General features: G+C 35.8%; 21 protein-coding genes. 3 read left to right on the top strand and 18 right to left on the bottom strand.

Annotated elements, in window-relative coordinates; all coding sequences use genetic code 11:
• Positions 1-42 precede the first annotated feature (42 nt).
• The 18 genes from ACZ9HT_RS11585 to ACZ9HT_RS11500 form a co-directional block, all read right to left on the bottom strand.
• The gene (locus ACZ9HT_RS11585; protein WP_476040651.1) at positions 43-1,203 is read right to left on the bottom strand and encodes a cadherin repeat domain-containing protein; all 1,161 of its coding nucleotides are present in this window, start codon (positions 1,201-1,203) and stop codon (positions 43-45) included.
• 117 nt (positions 1,204-1,320) lie between these two features.
• A complete protein-coding gene (gene guaB, locus ACZ9HT_RS11580; protein ID WP_476040650.1) occupies positions 1,321-2,781 on the bottom strand; it encodes an IMP dehydrogenase in 1,461 nt (486 codons plus the stop codon).
• A 285-nt stretch (positions 2,782-3,066) separates the two neighbouring features.
• The gene (locus tag ACZ9HT_RS11575; RefSeq protein WP_476040649.1) at positions 3,067-3,591 is read right to left on the bottom strand and encodes a DUF4252 domain-containing protein; all 525 of its coding nucleotides are present in this window, start codon (positions 3,589-3,591) and stop codon (positions 3,067-3,069) included.
• A 4-nt stretch (positions 3,592-3,595) separates the two neighbouring features.
• Entirely contained in the window at positions 3,596-4,861 is a 1,266-nt protein-coding gene (locus ACZ9HT_RS11570; RefSeq protein ID WP_476040648.1) for a DUF4252 domain-containing protein, read from the bottom strand.
• A gap of 12 nt (positions 4,862-4,873) precedes the next feature.
• Complete coding sequence (locus ACZ9HT_RS11565; protein WP_476040647.1) at positions 4,874-5,536, bottom strand: hypothetical protein; 663 nt, start codon at positions 5,534-5,536, stop codon at positions 4,874-4,876.
• 11 nt (positions 5,537-5,547) lie between these two features.
• Positions 5,548-6,060: an RNA polymerase sigma factor gene (locus ACZ9HT_RS11560; RefSeq protein WP_476040646.1), complete on the bottom strand. Its 513-nt coding sequence runs from the start codon at positions 6,058-6,060 to the stop codon at positions 5,548-5,550.
• Positions 6,061-6,509: 449 nt separating this feature from the next.
• Positions 6,510-6,806 (bottom strand): type II toxin-antitoxin system RelE/ParE family toxin, encoded by a 297-nt coding sequence (locus tag ACZ9HT_RS11555; protein ID WP_476040645.1) that lies wholly within the window; start codon positions 6,804-6,806, stop codon positions 6,510-6,512.
• Positions 6,803-7,051, bottom strand: coding sequence for a type II toxin-antitoxin system ParD family antitoxin (locus ACZ9HT_RS11550; protein WP_476040644.1), 249 nt, complete (start codon positions 7,049-7,051; stop codon positions 6,803-6,805). The genes ACZ9HT_RS11555 and ACZ9HT_RS11550 overlap by 4 nt, the downstream gene beginning before the upstream one ends.
• A 125-nt stretch (positions 7,052-7,176) precedes the next feature.
• Positions 7,177-7,590 (bottom strand): PaaI family thioesterase, encoded by a 414-nt coding sequence (locus ACZ9HT_RS11545; protein WP_476040643.1) that lies wholly within the window; start codon positions 7,588-7,590, stop codon positions 7,177-7,179.
• Positions 7,587-8,327: a DUF2971 domain-containing protein gene (locus ACZ9HT_RS11540; protein WP_476040642.1), complete on the bottom strand. Its 741-nt coding sequence runs from the start codon at positions 8,325-8,327 to the stop codon at positions 7,587-7,589. Before ACZ9HT_RS11540 ends, ACZ9HT_RS11545 begins: the two co-directional genes overlap by 4 nt.
• Positions 8,314-9,462, bottom strand: a complete 1,149-nt coding sequence (locus tag ACZ9HT_RS11535) for a 3-hydroxyacyl-CoA dehydrogenase NAD-binding domain-containing protein (protein ID WP_476040641.1) — start codon at positions 9,460-9,462, stop codon at positions 8,314-8,316. Before ACZ9HT_RS11535 ends, ACZ9HT_RS11540 begins: the two co-directional genes overlap by 14 nt.
• An 83-nt stretch (positions 9,463-9,545) precedes the next feature.
• Positions 9,546-10,343: an enoyl-CoA hydratase-related protein gene (locus ACZ9HT_RS11530; RefSeq protein WP_476040804.1), complete on the bottom strand. Its 798-nt coding sequence runs from the start codon at positions 10,341-10,343 to the stop codon at positions 9,546-9,548.
• A 157-nt stretch (positions 10,344-10,500) separates the two neighbouring features.
• Positions 10,501-10,977: a 1,2-phenylacetyl-CoA epoxidase subunit PaaD gene (gene paaD, locus ACZ9HT_RS11525; protein WP_476040640.1), complete on the bottom strand. Its 477-nt coding sequence runs from the start codon at positions 10,975-10,977 to the stop codon at positions 10,501-10,503.
• A gap of 126 nt (positions 10,978-11,103) precedes the next feature.
• On the bottom strand, positions 11,104-11,853 hold the full coding sequence (gene paaC, locus ACZ9HT_RS11520) for a 1,2-phenylacetyl-CoA epoxidase subunit PaaC (RefSeq protein WP_476040639.1): 750 nt from the start codon (positions 11,851-11,853) through the stop codon (positions 11,104-11,106).
• A gap of 84 nt (positions 11,854-11,937) precedes the next feature.
• Positions 11,938-12,219, bottom strand: coding sequence for a 1,2-phenylacetyl-CoA epoxidase subunit PaaB (gene paaB / locus ACZ9HT_RS11515; protein WP_476040638.1), 282 nt, complete (start codon positions 12,217-12,219; stop codon positions 11,938-11,940).
• Between the two features lie 34 nt (positions 12,220-12,253).
• Positions 12,254-13,324, bottom strand: coding sequence for a DUF695 domain-containing protein (locus ACZ9HT_RS11510; RefSeq protein ID WP_476040637.1), 1,071 nt, complete (start codon positions 13,322-13,324; stop codon positions 12,254-12,256).
• Positions 13,321-14,550: an imidazolonepropionase gene (hutI, locus tag ACZ9HT_RS11505; RefSeq protein WP_476040636.1), complete on the bottom strand. Its 1,230-nt coding sequence runs from the start codon at positions 14,548-14,550 to the stop codon at positions 13,321-13,323. The genes ACZ9HT_RS11510 and hutI overlap by 4 nt, the downstream gene beginning before the upstream one ends.
• 241 nt (positions 14,551-14,791) lie before the next feature.
• Positions 14,792-15,937, bottom strand: a complete 1,146-nt coding sequence (locus tag ACZ9HT_RS11500) for an MFS transporter (RefSeq protein WP_476040635.1) — start codon at positions 15,935-15,937, stop codon at positions 14,792-14,794.
• A gap of 156 nt (positions 15,938-16,093) precedes the next feature.
• On the opposite strand from ACZ9HT_RS11500, the gene ruvB reads away from it, so the two are divergent.
• The 3 genes from ruvB (at position 16,094) to coaE (ending at position 18,829) form a co-directional block, all read left to right on the top strand.
• Positions 16,094-17,116 (top strand): Holliday junction branch migration DNA helicase RuvB, encoded by a 1,023-nt coding sequence (gene ruvB, locus ACZ9HT_RS11495; protein ID WP_476040634.1) that lies wholly within the window; start codon positions 16,094-16,096, stop codon positions 17,114-17,116.
• 186 nt (positions 17,117-17,302) lie between these two features.
• Positions 17,303-18,169 (top strand): MBL fold metallo-hydrolase, encoded by an 867-nt coding sequence (locus ACZ9HT_RS11490; RefSeq protein ID WP_476040633.1) that lies wholly within the window; start codon positions 17,303-17,305, stop codon positions 18,167-18,169.
• A gap of 24 nt (positions 18,170-18,193) precedes the next feature.
• Complete coding sequence (coaE, locus tag ACZ9HT_RS11485; protein ID WP_476040632.1) at positions 18,194-18,829, top strand: dephospho-CoA kinase; 636 nt, start codon at positions 18,194-18,196, stop codon at positions 18,827-18,829.
• Positions 18,830-18,836: the final 7 nt, after the last annotated feature.

Raw genomic sequence — 18,836 nt, 5'->3', positions numbered from 1 at the left:
AATAGCAAAATTATGCGGATAAGAATCTAGCAAACCCTTTGTTTAAGGAAGCGAATATCCTAAAGTAATGAATGGAATTGAACTCGTAACAATATTAGAATTATACGAATCATAATATTTTGACCGTGTAATTGTGATTTTTCCAGTGTTAAAAGGCATCACCGAAGAAGAGTAATCTTTATTCATAAATAATTTGCCTATAAGATCTGAACTGTCATTATAATTTTCAAATCTTCGTCTTATCGTATAGTTTTTGTTAGGCTGCAGATTAATTAAAGGCAAACTTTTATAATCTTGTTCCGTTTTCGAGAAGGTGAAAATATTAGTATAAAGGATCGTATTATTTTCGTCAACAATTTCTATCACACAGGGTTTTCCGGTATAAGTTTGATATCCAACGCTGCACAAATTTAAAGCTTCAGAAACATGAAAAGTATATTCGTGAGTTCTTGCATCCATTGTAGTCTGAAAAAAATAATTTCCTGTATTTACAAAATCTGCAAAATAGTTCTCCATATTTGCGTTCTCTTCATCGCAGGCGTTCAGATCCTTAATAATAATTTTAATATTTGATAATGCTGAAACTGTATCATTTGAAGCTTTAACGATCGCAGTGATGACAGGATTCGTTTCAAAATCGAAATAATTTCTCGTTAGAACATATAAATTACCGGTCGAAGCATCAATTCGTAAAGCATTATTATTGGACTGCGATTCTAAAGAATAGGTGAGACTGCCAATATTTGTTGTTCCCGATATTTTCCCGATCAACATTTGAGTGGTCGGATTTTCATTGATGCTAAACGTAAAATCATTCATTGAAACCGAACTTTCTAAAACATCTGTTAATGAAATTTTAATCTGAATTTCTTTAAAAATAGTTCCATTTGAAATTTTTGCTACGCCAGAAATAATGGGATTGGATTCGAAGTCAAAAAAATCTGGATTCGCTACAAATAGTTCGCCTGTGCTGGAATTTATATCCATTGCACCACTAATATTTTGCGAGGTGATTTCGTATTTTAAGCTTCCCTGATTAGTTGTGGCGTTAATTTTACCGATTACTTCTTTTAACGCAGGATTTTCATCCATCGTAACTGCAAAATCGGAGGCTGTGATTACGGCCGCATTTTCTTCATCATGATTGCAGGAAAAGAAAATAAATAGGGAGAACAGTAACAATTTAGTAAAGCTTACTCTCATTCTAATTTTTATTTGCAGCAAATATATCTTATTATAACAAACATTAATAAAATATTTTTAGGCATCAAAAAATCCGACTATTTAAAATAGTCGGATTCGGATAATTCAGTTATTTTTCTACACCGAATAATTAGGTGCTTCCTGAGTGATAATAACATCATGCGGATGGGATTCTTTTAAACCACTTCCGGTAATCATCACCATTTTTCCGTCTGTTTGCAGCGCTTCGATATCTTTCGTTCCGCAATATCCCATTCCGGCTCTTATTCCGCCAGTTAGCTGGAAAACTACTTCTTCTAATTTACCTTTGTGGGGAACGCGGCCTTCAATTCCTTCGGGAACAAATTTCTTGGCTTCACTTTGAAAGTATCGTTCTTTTCCACCACGTCTCATGGCTGAAAGAGAACCCATTCCTTGATAAGCCTTAAATTTTCGACCCTGGAAAATAATTTCTTCACCCGGAGCTTCATCAGTTCCAGCCAATAAAGAGCCGAGCATTACGGCACTTGCTCCAGAAGCTAAAGCTTTTACAATATCTCCGGATAATTTAATTCCACCATCGGCAATTACGGCAACATTTTTAGTTTTCGCGTATTCGAAAACATTATAAATTGCAGAAAGTTGCGGAACACCAACGCCGGCTACAACACGCGTTGTACAGATTGAACCCGGACCAACACCCACTTTCAGAATGTTTGCACCAGCTTCGATGAGATCTTTCGCCGCTTCTGCAGTAACAATATTTCCACCGATAATATCTAAATCAGGGAAGTTTTTACGGATTTCTTTTACTTTATCTAAAACTCCTTTCGAATGTCCGTGTGCAGAATCTACCGCAATAATATCAACGCCTGATTTTACCAGAGCCGTAACTCGAGAAATGGTGTCGTCGCCAACGCCAACGCCGGCTCCAACGATTAATCGACCGTCTTTGTCTTTATTCGCATTCGGATATTCCATTTGATTATCAATATCTTTAATGGTTATTAAACCAACCAGTTTAAAGTCTTTATCAACGATCGGAAGCTTTTCTACGCGGTTATGCAAAAGGATCTGCTTGGCTTCCTCCAGATTTGTGGCTTTATTGGAAACAATGAGCTTTTCTTTGGTCATTAATTCTTCCACTTTCGCGTCAAGGTTTTCCTGATATTTTACATCGCGGTTTGTAATAATTCCGATCAAAGTATTATTATCATCGACTACAGGAAGTCCGGAGATCTTAAATCTTGTCATTAATTCTTTGGCTTCGGCTAAAGTATGATCTTTGGATAAGGTTACAGGATCGGAGATCATTCCGTTCTCGGAGCGTTTCACATTGTAAACCTGAGTTGCCTGCTCCTCAATCGGCATATTTTTATGAATAAAACCAATTCCACCAACTCTTGCTAAAGCAATTGCCATTTCAGCTTCTGTAACGGTATCCATTGCTGCAGAAACGATGGGAACATTAAGCGTAATTTTATCGGAAAGTCTTGATTTAAGGGAAACCTGATTAGGTAAAACTTCTGAGTAAGAAGGGATTAAGAGAACGTCATCGAAAGTGATGGCAGTTTCTACTATTTTGTTTTGAATAGACATCTTTACTTTCTGTGCAAAATTAAGTTATTTTTATTTAAAATGAAAATATCCTGTTTTTCTTAACAAAAATTTAATTTTAAAAACAAGTCGTAACTAAACCTGATTGACTCCATTTTTATTTTTTTTATGGAATCGTCGAAACTTGTACCTCGTTTTGCAGCGAAAAGCCCGCAAAGAGGCGCGAGCGAAGCGAGTGCCGAATGAGGACTTGTAGTGAAAAGCAGGTTCCTGGCTTCTAAAAAAATAGCCGCAAATGATGCGGCTATCTTTTAATGAAAATTTAATTTATTGATTGACGAGCTTTTTAATATCGTGTTTCTCCGAATAATTTATAAGCCTGGAAATATCATCTGCGGTAAATTTTCCGGAAACATCTACAAGAACCATTTCTGCTTCGGAACTGATCGTGATCATGAGTTTTTTAATGACTTCGCCGGTTTGTTTTGCCTGAAAATTAATCGTCTCGGTATCTTTTTTTACGGTCATCCATTCTTCAAAATTATTGCTGGAGAGGTATTTTGAAAAATCTTTCATCATTTCTCTGTTTCCGTTTTCTACGGTCATTACTTTAATATCAGAAACTTTGGAGATGAGGTTGATGAGTTCTTCACTTTCGCCATCGTCGCGCAAAGATCTTTTTACAATTGGTTTGGCGAGAAACATGGGAACATTAATGCTCGTAAATTTTGCATCACCATAATTGTAAGAAGGATTATCGAAAAATGCCATTTTGGGTTTGCTCGAAACCATGCATGATTGCAGAGAAATCATCAGAATAGCGAAAATTGGTAAAATATATAATTTTTTCATGATTTTAATTTAAAGGTTTAATGCTTCCACCGCTTGATGTTTTTGTATCGCCGTTGGAAATTTGAGGATTTCCTTTGTACCGGATAGATGCTCCGGAGCTTGCTGTACCGACTAATTTTTCATTGGCATGCACTTTAATTGTTGCACCGGAGGAGGCTTCAGCATTCACTTGATTAGCCACTAAGTTTTGAGCATTACAAGCAGAAGCGCTGGATAGATCGAACGAAACTTTGTCCGCTTTTCCTGTAATTGTTGACATCGACCCGCTGCTTCCTTCCAGTTCGAAACTGTTTGCGTTCACATCTATTTTTGCACTGGAACCTGAACTGATATCTACATAAACTGAATTTTTAATATTCAGATCTGCATTCAAATTCGCGCCAGAGGAAATATCTGCTTTAAATTCATTTTCATTAATGGTATTGATAGTTGTGAAAAGAGAACCCGAAGAAACTTTGGTATAAGAAAGTCTCGGTGCTTCAACGGTTACTAATAGTTTTTTGAAGTTTAAATTCTTGTTGTTCTTATTTTTTACTGCAATCACCAGAATGCCGTTTTCAACTTCTGTTGAAATATATTGCTGCATATTCGGATCGGTATCAACAACTACAGACTGGTTATTTCCCTGCGTGAAATTCACTTTGATGCCACTTGAAACGGAAACTCCTGTAAATTTCCCGACATTCCGAACTTGAGTTGTCCCATTTGAACTGATATTTTCCGTGGTAATCGTGCTAATTGGTGCAGAATTCTGCGCTTCGTTGATCAGATTATTCACATCATCCATGGAGATTTTTCCTTCCAGCATGAGTAACATCGTGTTTCCCTCAGAATTAATACTAAGTAAAAGATCATCTAAAATCCCATTCTTCGCATCCGAAGACAAGAACTTAATTTTGTTGTCTTTGCTGTTCACAGTCATTAATTCTTCGTACTTCATGTTTTTCAAAGAACTTGTAATATCCGACTGTAATTTTTGAAACTGAATTTGTTTTCCCTGCTGATCAGGTTTTGACGAAGCGTTTGGTTTTTCCACGATGAGGATTTTCAAACCGTTGATCTTACTGAGCAAAGGTTTAATTTGAGACAGTTCATCGTCGGCAATGTTTAATTTGTTGAGCATGTTAAACATTGGTTTTGCGATCTTGATGGAGGTTACTCCATCTGCTTCCTGGTATTTTTCAAAAAGCTGATCCAGTTTATCTTTTTGCGCATTTATTTGAAAGAAATACGAAAAGAAAAGGGCGAATATGATGATTAATTTTTGCATGATATTTTATTTTTAATAGTCATTGTTAAAGTTGTTCACTGCTTCGGTTGAAGCCACTGTTTTAGAAACATTTTCAGATAAGATGCGGAAGGAATACTTTGTGAGGTCGATTGCTTCCTGCTCGTTTTCAATTTTTTGTCCGTTGATGATGACGTAATTGGATTGATAGTTTATTTTTTTCTCGTCTTCTTTTTTTGCAGATTTTTCAAGAGAATTTTGAACATATTGCGGTCTCGATTGTCTTCTGATGCGACCTCTTTTCGGAAGAATTTTTTCTGTAACGTCGGCATCAAATTTTATGGAGGTGGAGTCAGAAAGTAAAGTATCGGAAACGACGCTCAGCGTGTCTTTATTTTGCATAGCGACAATTTCATTTCCATTTCCGAAATTGTCTTTTTGTTTTTGAATTTCATTTCGTACCAGATTATCTTTATCCGTAATAGTAGAATTGGTCGATGTTTTAAAAACGATTCCGAGGGAGACAAGCAGTACTAAACTTGCCGCCATCAAAAATATTTTCGGAATTCCACCACCTTTCGTTTTCGTCACTAACGGAATAATCTTATCTTTCTTTTCGGTTTCTGCCAAAAAATCCTCGAAATTCCAGTTCATTTTATCTTCTTTGAGCTCATTGAAGATTTCCTTGTATTTTTTGTCGGTATCGTTGGTATTCATTTCAAAATTGTTTATAAACTTTCTATCATTCTGTTTTCAAAATCCATGAGTTTTTGGATCTGTTCTTTCACTTTCTGCCGCGCTCGCATTAAATTTACGCGTACAGCATTTTCTTCCATTTCCAAGATCACCGATATTTCTGAGACTTCATATTCTTCCACATCTTTCAGGTGAATCACTGCCTTTTGTTTCTCCGGCAAAAGGTTGATAAATCCTATGATCTGTTCCTTTAAATTATTGGTTTCAACCTGGTAAAGCTCACTTCTGTGCATTTGAAAATCTGCAAAACCCATTTTCACATCGTGGTGCTTTAATCTGTTGAGGCATTCATTTTTTACCGATTTCAAGGCGTAAGATTTCAGATTTCCAAAGTTCGCGAGTTCTTCTTTTTTCTGCCAGAATTTCATCATCAGATCCTGTACAACATCTTCCGCTTCGTCACTGCTCGTCACGAATCTTTTCGCAAAACGATACATCTCATCTTTGAGACAGAATACCGTATTTTTAAAAATATCGTGGGTCATAGTTTTGTTTCTATAAGTAAGACAACTAATTTCCGAATTATATTACATCAAAATAAAAAAAACTTCAAAATAGTTTTGAAGTTAGGATTTAGTAAGATTTTAGAATTAACTCTAATCGAAAGTATGATTATTAGAACTTTAACAAAATCAATAGGAGCGGGCTTTAGCCCGTTTTACAAAAGTAGAAAGCATTTAACTTTAGCCAAAACTTATTAACCAATTAATTTGAGGTATTAAATTATTTTCTTTTGAGGCAGACATTTGACTAAGTCGAATGTCCATTTATCGTTTTTTTAAGGCAGACATTTCCGCCTTCCACTCCCGCTTTTTTTATTGTTATCTTCGACTTCGCTCAGACAACAATAAAAAAGAGCTTCGTTCAAGTCGGGCTGCAGATTCTGTTTTAATATAACTTGGAGTTATGCGTGAAAAAATATAAATTAAAATTACTATTCATTCAAGCGGTTTTCAATATCCATTCTTTGATGAAGTATTCTGATGATTTCTACGGTATCTCTTTTTGATTTTCTGTAAAATATAAGATGAGATTTTACTTTTGTAGAGCGATAACCTTTTCTAATATGTTCGAATGATTTGCCACTTTCAAAATTATCAGTGATATATTCAATCTCATTTAGGATAAGATTATAATAGCGGTCTGCCTGTTCTTGAGACCAATTTTCATAAGTATATATCCAAATGTTTTCAAGATCTTCATTTGCTTTTTCACTTATTTCAAAGGTCATTTGACGAGGTGTTTGGCGTGAATTTTTTTCAAATTTTCATTCCTGTCAAAATCTTTTACGATTCCACTTTTTTCTCCGATTTTAAGTTCGTTGATCAAGGTCTTCGTTTTATTTTCTTCACTTTCCATTAAACGCAACGCATTTCTAATGACTTCACTTACAGACGAAAATTTTCCGGAAGTAATTTTTTCGTTGACAAAATTTTCAAAATAATCGCCAAGTAATATTGATGTATTTTTTCCCATTTCGATTTTAATTTAAAACAAATGTACCAAGTTTTGGTATTAATGACAAATCTATTTGTAAGTATTTTTAAAAGGTAACTGTATTGATTAACAGTTTTTTAAATAAATAATGAAAATCTTTAGATCTACAAATCCGTCACTTTCTTCTCAATTTTATAAACCGTTCCCCGAAAAGTCGCCACCAAGATTTTATGCTGATTCGTAATCGAAATATCATAAACTCCAGTTTTTCGGGTGTCAGAAATCAAAACACTTTCCGCCGTTAAAGTGTCACGTAACCTTATTGCTTTTGTGAAATTCATGGAACAATGCAACGCAACCGAAGCTTCGTTCGTATTATTACTCGAAAAAGCCAATGCAGAATCCGCCAAAGAAAATGTAACGCCTCCGTGAACCGTTCGCAATCCGTTGATCATTTCTTTTTTTACAGGCATTTCAATAAGACAATATTTCTCCCGAATTTCGATGAGTTTAATTCCCATCCATTGTGAAAAATAATCTTGATTGAGCATGTATTGAGCGAGTTCGTGAGGAGTCATATTTTTAATTTTTCTCTATATAATGTGTATGAATTTTTCATTCTCTTAATCTGATAAAATTCGATATTTTTATCAGATAGCATATTAATTATTTTGATTTTATTTGGCGAACTCATGCAAAATCCTAGCGTAATAGACTTTAAGGATTTTGCACTATAATTATGTTCACCGGGAAGCATTGTAATTATTCTTACTTCCCTTTCATATTTCCAATTTATAGATTTTCGCTCAAATAAATTTTCTCTTAATGTTTTATGATTTGCATTAATGATTTTTGGTTCAATTTTGAAGATTTTATTTGAATAATGGATATCAATTTTTGAAATTGAATTTTCTAAATATTCCTCTCCATCTTTATATTTTATATTAAACTCTTTTACGTTTTCAATTTCATATTCAATGCAAAATCCTTTATGTCCAGACGAATAATGTGCCCACATTAATTCATTTAAAATATCTTTTGAAAGACAATAAATTCCGTATTTTTTGAAGTGATTTATTATATTTAAATATGCCTCTGAAAGATTTTCTGCATTTTTATTATTGGAGTCAACCAGTTTAAAAAAACTTAAAACCCGTAAAGTGGCAGTCAAATTTCTTTTAAAACTATCAATATTATATAACGCTTCACTTGGATCATTTAAATCTTGAATTTTAGACGCCCAAAATTTATTTGATTTTATGAAACCTAGATCTCTATCAATATTATCAATGCCTTGATATTTATAAAGTCTCATTATTGATCATTCTTTTCAACAAAATACTTTGTCGATATCTTTCTTCCTGATATTCGTTATAAAGATTTTGCAACGTTTCCGAAACTTTATCATAACCAATATCAAATCCCCATTTCAACAAACCTTTAGGATAATTCACTCCTTTTTGCATGGCTAATTCTATGGCTTCATCATTGGCAATTCCGAGTCGTTTTGCTTCTACAGCTTCGTTAATTAGCATTGATAAAATCCTTAAAAAGATTTCTTGGTAGAGTTTTTCGTTTTTTTCAGGAACTGGCTTTTCAGCGTTTTCAGCGTAATCGTAAAATCCTTTTCCAGTTTTCCGGCCATGTAGTTTTGCCTCGCTCATTCTTTGCTGAAGCAAACTCGGTTTGTATTTTGGATCGTAAAAATAATCGGCGTAAACGGTTTTTGTTACGGAGAAATTCACATCAATTCCAATAAGATCCATGAGTTCAAATGGTCCCATTTTGAAATTTCCCAAAGTTCGCATCGCATCATCGATCTGTTCGGGAGTTGCTATGTTTTCTTCGGCAATTCTTAAGGCTTCCCCATAAAACGGACGAGCAATTCTATTCACAATAAATCCCGGAACATCTTTCGCGATCACCGGAACTTTTCCCCAGCTTTTCATCAACGTAACGATTTCGCCTGCTAAGTTTTTCTCAGTTAATAAACCAGGAATAATTTCTACCAAAGGCATTAGCGGAGCCGGATTGAAAAAATGAATTCCAATAAAACGTTTCGGGTTTTTTAATTCTGAAGATAGGGAAGTAATCGAAATCGAAGAAGTATTACTTGAAATAATACATTCCTCAGAAACAATTTCTTCTAAATTTTGAAAGACTTTCGTTTTGATTTCTTTGTTCTCGATAATGGCTTCGATGACCAAATCACACGATTTAAAATCTTTTAATTCTGTGCAAAATTTGATTCGGTTGTAAATGTTTTCACTTTCTTCGAAATCAATTTTATTCTTTTCGACCAATCTTGCCAAAACTTTCTGAAGTCCTTCTAATGATTTTTCGGTCTGCTCTGCGTTTTGATCATAAAGAAAAACTTCACAGTTATTCATGGCTGCAACTTGTGCAATTCCAATTCCCATGGTTCCAGAACCGATAATTCCTACATTCATAATGTGTTGATATGTTGATGTGATGATACGGTAATTCGTTGATGAGAAAAATTGTCACATCAACTCATCATCAAATCATCGATTTACCTTCCTTTATACTCTGGTTTTCTTTTTTCTAAAAATGCAGAAACTCCTTCCATAAAATCTTCTGATTCTGCTGCTTCCTGCTGAAGTATTCCTTCTACATCTAATTGTTGAGAAAGGTTATTGTCATAAGATTCATTAAAAGCTTTTTTCGTGAGTGAAATTGCTTTCGTTGGTAAATTCGAAATTTGTTCTAAAATTCCCCTAGCATTCACTATAAAATTTTCATCTTCAAAAACATCTGCGATCAGACCTAAACTTTTTGCTTCCGTTGCTGATAATTTCTTACCTGTAAACGCCAGATAATTTGCCTGTTGTCTTCCCAAAAGTTTTGGTAACCAATAGGTTCCGCCGGTATCCGGAATTAATCCAATGTTTACAAAAGCCTGAGAAAAATAAGAAGATTCTGTTGCTAACGTAAAATCACAGATCAAAGCTAACATTGCTCCGGCACCAACTGCAGGACCATTGACCAGAGAGATCACTGGTTTTCGGGCGCTTGCAATTTCTTTGACCAAAGGATTATAATAATCGATAACCATTCTTTGAATAACGCGGTCTTCTTCAGGATCGCTGAAAGACATAGCGTCTTTTAGGTTTTGCCCGGAACAGAAGGCTTTGCCACGACCAGAAATAGCGAGACAACGAACATTTTCGTCCCGGCTTCCGTCGTGAATAAATTTTCGCAGTTCTATAAGTAAAGTTTTGTTTAAGCTGTTGTATGTTTTCTCGTCATTGAGATAAGCGATCTGTAATTTTCCCTCTAAATGAGTTTCTATTTCGAGTTGCGTGTACATATTAATGTGCTGATTTGGTGATGTGTTAATGTGAAGAGGTTTTTCCAATATCAATGTCTTCAAACAAAGATAAAGTTTTAATTATATTAAAAATAATGCTTTGAATAATGGTTTTTTTAATTATCAAATTAGCACATGATCAAATTATCAAATCGAATTAATGACACTTGAAATAATCAAAAGGTTCCAGACAGTCGTTGCATTGATAACTTGCTTTGCAAAGAGTAGAACCGAATCGGCTGATTTGTTTTGTGTTTTCAGAACCGCATCTCGGGCATTTTTTTGGAACGTTTAAATGGTCTTCGTAATTTCCTTTTTCAGGAGGCGTAATTCCGTAAACGCGTAGTTTTTCGCGGGCTTCATCGGTGATCCAGTCGGTTGTCCAGATCGGGGAGATTTTAGTCGACACTTTTGCCTTAATTCCTTTTTCTTTAAAAAGTTTAATAATGTCTTCTTCAATATTAAACATTGCCGGACAAGCCGAATAGGTCGGCGTGATAACAATTTCTGCTTCATTGTCGCCAATCATTTTTGCTTCCCGAACAATGCCAAGTTCCACGATGTTTATAACGGGAATTTCGGGATCAGGAATATGGGAAAGAAGTTCGAATAAGTCTCGTTCTATTTTAACCATAGAATTTTTAATTTTTTAACCACAAAAGGCACAAAAGTTTTCTGATTATTAAAGTGAAAATGATGCTTTGAAAGTTCACAAAAACTGAAAATCAATAATTTTACAGCTATCAATTATCACCTAAATTTACCAGGCGCAGTTAGGATACGTTTTTTGCATAAACTGCAATTCACATAAAATAAATCCAAAATATTCTGTGTGATAACCGGTTCTTGAGCCTTTTTGCATGAAATCACTTTCAGGAATATCGATACCAAAGTTCTGGAAATCCTGCATAATCGTTGTTTTCCAGGTTTCGTGAATCTGCTTTCCGTCGGGAACGATATCTAATTTCACCAGATCTTCTTCACCCGGAGTTTCTGCAAACATTCCGGCGGTATATTCCCAAAGATTTTCAACTGCATTCTGGATGCGGGTTTTGCTTTCTTCGGTTCCACCTGCAAACATTTTAATCCAGGTTGAAGTATGCGTATAATGATATTTTACTTCTTTCAAAGATTTCTCTGCGATTCCTGAAAGTTGTTCGTCGCTGCTTTTCATCAATTCTGTATAAAGAATTTTTTGATAAACTGCGAAGAAATAAACCTTCAAAATGGTGTTCGCATAATCTCCATTTGGAAGTTCTGCTAACTGACAATTCAAATATTCTTTTTCTAAACGAAGAAAAGCCAGATCATCTTCGGTTTTTCCAAGATCCTGAATTTGAGCGGCATATTTATAAAAATTATTAGACTGTCCGAGATCATCCAAAGCGATATTTGTCAAGGCGATATCTTCTTCCAGATAAGGACCCTGTCCGCACAGTTCGCCCAATCTCTGACCAAAAATCAAAGTATCATCGGCTAATTTTAAAGTATAATTAAAAAGTGGATTCATTTGTAATGTTAGGTGTTAGATGTTAGGTGTTGGGTGATTGGCAGTGTGAAAAACATCTGACATCAATCATCCATCATCCTGCGTTTACATGTTTTTCACATCATTCGGGATTTCGTAAAAAGTCGGGTGGCGATAGAGTTTATCATCTGCCGGATCGAAAAATGCTTCTTTGTCAATTCCTTCAGAAGTTACCAAATATTTGCTCGGTACGACCCAAATTGAGGTTCCTTCCATTCTTCTGGTATAAACATCGCGCGCTGCCTGAAGTGCCATTTCGGCGGTTGCTGCCTGTACGATTCCTGCGTGTTTATGGGATAGTCCTGGTTTTGTCTGTATAAAAACTTCCCACATATCTAAGTTGGTCATTGCTCTAAATTTTATGGTTTAAAGATAAAGATTTTTAATGAATTCCGTATCGTTCAAAAGATTGCCAGTACTTATCTTTATAGATTTCGAAGGTCATTTCGTAGTCCGGATATTGATCGACTGTTTCTGCGAGGACTTTAGAAATCCTGCGGAAGTCTTTGCTGACAAAATAGATCTCCCGTAAATTTTCCGCGGTTTCACGGCCTAAATTCAGGTTTCCTTCATTTTCTTTTAACTGAAGCATCATTTCATCTTCAATTGTATTAAAAAGGTCGTAATCATGATCGTCTGGAAAACCGTTGGCTTCATCGCCTTTAAAAGCAATTCTCAAAACAGAAATCCAGGGATGCGAGGCTTTTTGATTCCACTGCAACAGATCAACATTCACCGTGGCAAGCAAAGGAAAGCCGTTTTCCAGAGTTCCTTCGAGTAAAGAATAGGAATCTTCGGAGGTTTCAATTTTAGCGCTTACGTATTTTTCGGTAAATTCTCTTTCCCGCCAACTCAGAAAATCTTTCAGTTTTACGATAGGAATTAATTCTTTTTCGGCCTCATGTTTCCCTAAAATCGAAAAATTATCGATTTGAGTAATAAAGTTGAGTTCTCCTAAATAATTATCGATAAAGAGATAAGTTCCGTTGATGATTTCGTTTTCATTTTCATCATTCATATCCTCATGAACAAAGACTAAGTCAATTTCGTCGGGATAATCTTCATCGTCGTTCGAGTAAAAGTAAACGGTATTTTTATCGAAAACATAATCAGCAAACTGGATGCTGATATTTTCGATTCTCGTTTCTGGTTTAAGCGCTGTGAATTTCCAATTTTGAAGATTTGGAGCAGCTTTTACAAATTCTTCTGCATAAACAATATCTTTTATATTCCCATCAACAGTGATAATAAGCTCTGCGGTAGTTTCAGAAGACATTCCGGTGAGAACGAAGAAATTCTCATCAATCTCTTTTAATTTTGGTAAAATAATATCCAGAAATTTTTCTTCAATAAAATCGTGCTCTTTTACGATCGTAAAAAATTCTTTTTCCTGAGTTTCAAACCAGTTCCAAAAGTCCCTGTAAGAATTATTGTTTTTATTTTCTACGCTCATAAATTTTGTTTTTCCCCATTAATGTAAACTGCATCTGCCTTTAAACTGCCCTGATGATAAAGAACGTTCTGGAAATTATCTGTTTTAAAGGTAACGAAATCGGCTTTTTTCCCTTTTTCTAAAGTTCCGCGGTCTTCTAAACTCAGCGCAAATGCGGACCGGAAAGTAATTCCTGCCAAAACTTCTGCCGTTGACAATTTTTCGAAAGTCGCTAAAATACTTGCTTGAGCGATTAAATTCCCCATTGGTGCAGAACCCGGATTCCAATCGGATGCGATAGCGAGAATTCCACCTGCATCTAAAATTTTCCGTGCTGGTGTAAATTTTTCGCCTAATCCTAAACTTGCACCCGGAAGTGCCGTTGCAACGGTTTCTGATTTCGCGATAAATGCAATATCTTCATCAATTGTTGCTTCTAAATGATCGGCTGATTTTGCACCAACTTCTACCGCAATTCTGGAACTTCCTGAACTGAATTGATCGGCATGAACGGTAATTTCGAAACCGAGTTTTTTTGCTTTTAATAAAAAGTCTTTGCTTTCTTCCGGTAGAAAAGCGGATTTTTCAATAAAAATATCAACACGTTTTGCGAGATTTTCTTCTTTTACTTTTGGTAAAATTTCATCGATGATGAATTGTAAATATTCTGTTGAATTTCCTTCAAAATCTCTGGGTTTTAAATGTGCAGAAAGGCAAGTTGGAACCAAAGTCGCTTTCGTAAACGATTGCGCTTTTTTTATGACACGCAACATTTTTAATTCATTTTCGACATCTAAACCGTAGCCTGATTTAATTTCAATCGTCGTAATTCCTAAGGAAACTAAAGTATTTATTCTTTCCAAAATGGTCTTCAATAATTCTTCTTCGCTCGCGATTCTCGTGTGTTGAACGGAACTCCAAATACCACCGCCAGTTTCAGCGATCTCTAAATAGGTTTTTCCGGCATTTCGCATGGCAAAATCATTGGCGCGATTTCCACCAAAGCAAATGTGCGTGTGAGAATCTACAAAAGCAGGCAAACAGATCTGTTCACCTTCAATATTGTCAGTTTCAATAGTTGGGAACTGATTTTTCAATTCTTGAAAAGAACCAACGATTTCGATTTTTCCCTCTTTGATTAAAAGTCCGCCATCAGTAATAATTTCGAGTTGGTCATCTGAAAGTTTTCCACGTAAGGGAAGATTAGCGAGCGTAATGATTTGTTTGAAAGGGCCTATTAATTTCATGAGGTGATTTTTAAGATGTTGTCAAAATTTAAATAAAAGACATTTAAGGAGAAGTCCAAATTTTTTTAAACATATAAGATACTTGAGCTAATTATATTTTTAAGGTGAAAAGATCGCATCAGTTTTAAAAGTCTTTTATCTTCTGCGAACTTTATTCCTATAATTTATCCAAGCCTTAGGTGACTTATATGGTTAAAAAATTAAATATGCTTCAACTTTACTATTTCCTTTTTCTATCAATTTACTCCGTTTTCTTTAGATGATCAAAAACCATTTTGGAAAGTGGAATAAACATCAATCCAGCCACAATAAATATGATAAATGCTTTTTGCAAACCAAAGGCACTTGCAAGATACCCAATAATCGGCGGTCCTAAAAACATTCCAACCGTAGAATAGGTGCTGATAATTGAAATTACAATCGGAATGGAATATTTTTTAGCTTTCCCTGCGAGGATGAAAGTCATTGGGTAAAGTCCCGAGACTCCAAATCCGACCATGCAAAATCCAATCAAAACGGGAATAAGAGTCGGAAAAATTGTGGCAAGTAAAATTCCTGCGGTTACCAAAACCGAACTCGCAATGTAGAGATTCTGCATCCCAAACTGCTCCATCATTCTGTCGATTGTTAATCTGGAAATCGTCATGCAAACCATGAACAGTAAATAACCATAGGTGAAAACTTCCTGTTTCACAATTTCTTTAAGATAAACACCGTTCCAGTCATACATCCCACCCTCGCAAATTGCCGCAAAAAAGACGATAAATCCTAGAAGGGAAATGTATTTGCTGGGTTTTTGAAATTTAAAAGGATTGCTTATTTTGGATTTATCATTTTTAATAAGAAAAGGAAACATGCAGATAATTATGAGGAGCCCAAATAAAATAATCATCACAAAATGCCAAAAGATCGAAATGTCATATTTGATCATGACCGTAGAAAAAAGTACGCCTAAAATCCCGCCAATACTCCAGACGCCATGAAATTTCCCCATGATCCTTTTCTTAAATTTTTGCTGAATGGAAAGTGACTGGGTATTGATTGCAACGTTTATAATTCTCAGGGAAATCGAAAATAAAACAAGGGAAATTATCAGTCCAAACATCGAGAATCCCCAACCGATCAACAATAAAGACAGCAAAAAAGTTACGCTGGCTAATTGCAGGGGAATTCTGCTGTCATATTTTGCGACGAGCCAGCCTGACAAGGGAATTCCGATAATTGCACTTGCAGGCATGATCATTAATAAATTTCCCAGATCTCCTTCGGTAAGATTAAAATTAGCTTTGATGGTGGGGATTCTGGAAGCCCAGGTAGAAAAACAAATTCCAGATAATAAGAAGTAGGCCGATAACGCAATTCTCTGCTTTTGAGGTGTTGAAAACATATCGCGCAAAATTACGATATTAGAGTTTTAAATTCCGGGTGTTTGCGCCATTAAATTGAAATTGAAAGGAGAAATCTTAAGTCGCAATTTTTTTTTAAAAAAAAGATAAGAATATTTCCCTCTGAAAATTTTCTATCTTTGAATAAATTTAAGAAAATGCCCGATTTTTTGCATCCCGATCAAGAAAATTTCTCCGAGGATGAATTGATTTTAGAAGAGAAAATCCGTCCGCAGAGTTTTCAGGATTTTGCCGGACAGCGCAAAACTTTGGATAATTTAGAAGTGTTCGTTGCTGCGGCGAAAAACCGTGGTGGAGCTTTGGATCACGTTCTTTTACACGGTCCGCCTGGTTTAGGAAAGACAACTTTAGCCCATATTATTGCGAACGAATTGGGAGTTGGCTGCAAAATAACATCAGGTCCTGTTTTGGACAAACCCGGAAGTTTGGCTGGATTGCTAACGAATTTAGAAGAAAATGATGTTTTATTTATCGATGAAATTCACAGACTTTCGCCGATTGTAGAAGAGTATTTATATTCGGCGATGGAAGATTATAAAATCGATATCATGCTGGAAAGTGGTCCGAATGCAAGAAGTGTTCAGATCGGATTAAATCCTTTTACTTTGGTTGGCGCAACCACCAGAAGTGGAATGTTGACTAAACCGATGTTGGCGAGATTTGGTATTCAGTCGAGATTAGAATATTATACGATTGAACTTTTATCAATGATTATTGAAAGAAGTGCGCGCGTTTTAGATGTTAAGATCTACGAAGATGCTGCTTTGGAAATCGCCAGAAGAAGTCGTGGAACGCCCAGAATTGCCAATGCGCTTTTGAGAAGAGTTCGGGATTTTGCGGAGATCAAAGGAAATGGCGAAATTGAAATTAATATTACGAAATTTGCTTTGAACTCATTAAATGTTGATGAATTCGGACTCGATGATATGGACAATCGAATTATGCGTGTGATGATTGAGAACTTCCGTGGAAAACCGGTCGGAATTTCGGCATTGGCAACTTCGATTGGGGAAAATCCGGAAACTTTGGAAGAGGTTTATGAACCGTTTTTGATTCAGGAAGGTTTTATTATCCGAACGCCGAGAGGTAGAGAAGTTACTGAGAAGGCGTATAAACATTTGAACATTGCGGTGCCGAGAAGACCGGATGAATTGTTTTGAAGAGCCAAGTAAAAAGTAAAAAGAACCAAGTGAAAAGACGAAGTTCTTATATTTAACAATCTATATGGTAAGAAGCTAAAATATGCAGCCCGACTTGAGTGGATCCCGATGTAAAATCGGGAGGGAACGGAAGGCGGAAATGTCTGCCCAAATAAAAATAGATCAGAATTTAAAAATTAAAAATTTATGAAACTCTATCCTATACAGTGTGGAAAATTTAAATTAGATGGTGGTGCCATGTTTGGTGTGGTGCCGAAAACGCTTTGGCAACGGACTAATCCGGCTGATGAAAATAATTTAATTGAATTGGGAACGCGTTCACTTTTGGTGGAAGACGGCAAAAAACTGATCCTCATCGATTGTGGTTTGGGAAACAAGCAGGACGAAAAATTCTTCGGTCATTACTCCCTTTGGGGCGATGATACTTTGGATAATAACCTGAAAAAATATGGTTTTGTTAAAGAAGATATTACCGATGTTTTTTTAACGCACCTTCATTTTGACCATTGTGGTGGCGCGATAGAGTGGAATGATGACCGCACCGGTTACCAGTCTGCTTTTAAAAACGCGCATTTCTGGACGAACGAAGATCATTGGAAATGGGCAACTGAACCGAATCCGAGAGAGAAAGCAAGTTTCCTGAAAGAGAATATTTTGCCAATGCAGGAAAGTGGACAATTGAATTTTTTGGCAACGCCACAAAATGGCAATTATGGTTTCGCTCCAGACTTGAAAATGGATGTGATCTTTGTGGACGGACATACCGACAAACAGATGCTTCCCGTGATTCAGTATCAGGAGAAAACGATTGTTTTCGCCGCAGATCTCATACCAACGGTTGGACATATTCCACAGGTTTACGTGATGGGTTATGATACTCGTCCACTTTTGACGATGGAAGAAAAGGCGAAGTTTTTGAAGCAGTGTGTTGATAATGACTATCTTTTGTTTTTTGAACACGATGCGCACAACGAATTGGCGAGTCTAAAAATGACCGAAAAAGGAATTCGCTTAGACCAGACTTTTAGTATGAACGAAGTTTTTGGTTACTAAAAACAGAACAACTTATATAAAATTATGATAGAAGAAGAAGCCGAACCCGAACCCAGGGAAAACGCAAAAATTATTGGCATAACCGGCGGAATTGGATCGGGAAAATCAACGGTGTCGCAATTCATCGAAGAAGCAGGATTTCCTGTATATTATTCAGATCTTCGGGCGAAAAATATTGCGAATGACAATCCTCCGCTTGAAGCAAAGATCAAGGAACTTTTAGGAGAAAGATCCTACGATGAGAATGGCTTTTACAGTCGGAGATATGTGAGTGAAATTGTTTTCCACAACGACGATTTGTTGCTTCAGCTCAATGCCCTGATTCATCCCGCGGTGAAGATCGATTTTGAAAACTGGGTGAGTCAGCAGACCAGTCCGTTAATTTTTAAAGAAACTGCGCTTTTATTTGAATTGAAGCTGAACGAAAACTGTTACAAATCAATTTTGGTGACCGCTGATGACAATTGCCGATTAAAAAGAGTCATGGATCGGGATCAAAAAACCTATCGGGAAGTAGAAATGATCATTCAAAAACAAATGCCGGAAAAGGATAAAATTAAATTTGCAGATTTCGTCATTTATAATAATGATGGTTTGGAAGAGTTAAAAATTCAAACCCATAAAATACTTAATGATCTGAAAGACGGCTTGAAAAAATAAGCCATTT

It is taken from the genome of Chryseobacterium sp. UYP7, from assembly GCF_056279225.1.
Note: the sequence above shows the minus strand (reverse complement) of the source record. Positions and strands in the feature narration are given on the sequence as shown.